Origin of the sequence: Novosphingobium colocasiae (genome assembly GCF_014652555.1) — a bacterium.
In the GTDB taxonomy this organism is placed as follows: Bacteria; Pseudomonadota; Alphaproteobacteria; order Sphingomonadales; family Sphingomonadaceae; genus Novosphingobium; species Novosphingobium colocasiae.
In genome coordinates, this window is record NZ_BMZA01000069.1 from 1 (window position 1) to 601 (window position 601).

The 601-nt window shown below is 66.9% G+C and carries 1 pseudogene; it reads left to right on the plus strand.

Annotation, left to right across the window (positions count from 1 at the left end):
* Positions 1-224 precede the first annotated feature (224 nt).
* Positions 225-509, plus strand: a pseudogene (locus IE122_RS18270) (strawberry notch-like NTP hydrolase domain-containing protein); the annotation flags it as partial.
* Between the last annotated feature and the right edge of the window lie 92 nt (positions 510-601).

Sequence of the window (601 nt, forward strand, 5' to 3'; positions counted from 1 at the left end):
CGAAGGCTGAAGCCAGCATCCGACTGAAGTCGGAGGGTTTGCTCCTCACTTGGGACACTGAAAGCGCGGGTGCCAGCGATGCGGCTGGCGCCTGGGTCCAGCGCGAGAGCTTCGAAGCGCTCGAAGTGGCGCTCGCGATGGCAATTCCGGAACTGGTGGGCCGGATGGATGCGGGGGATGCCATCCGCACGCTCGAGGCACTGGCAAAGGAGCTCCCCACCCATATCCCCGAAGCGGGCGAGCACCCGAGCCACCTGGTCGAATCCGCCGCCATGGCGTCGATCGCTGCACCCAGGCCGAACTATGTCCCGTGCCTGCCCGAACGCACGGTCACCGCCCGTCTCCTCTCGGCCGCGCAACTTGAGACCGTGATTTACGCCGGTGAGGCCTGGAGCCGCGATCTCCATGGCCGGTTCACCCAGACCGCGGGCGAGGTGGCGCTCAAGGAAGACCCCGAGGGTCAGCTCTATCGGACCGGGTTCTTTCTCGGCGACGGGACCGGGGCGGGGAACAGCTGCGACGGGCTCATGCCATGACGCCGTGCAGGTGCTGGTCGCCAAGTACGCCGACCATGTCCCGCTTTACCGGCAGGCGCAGATCT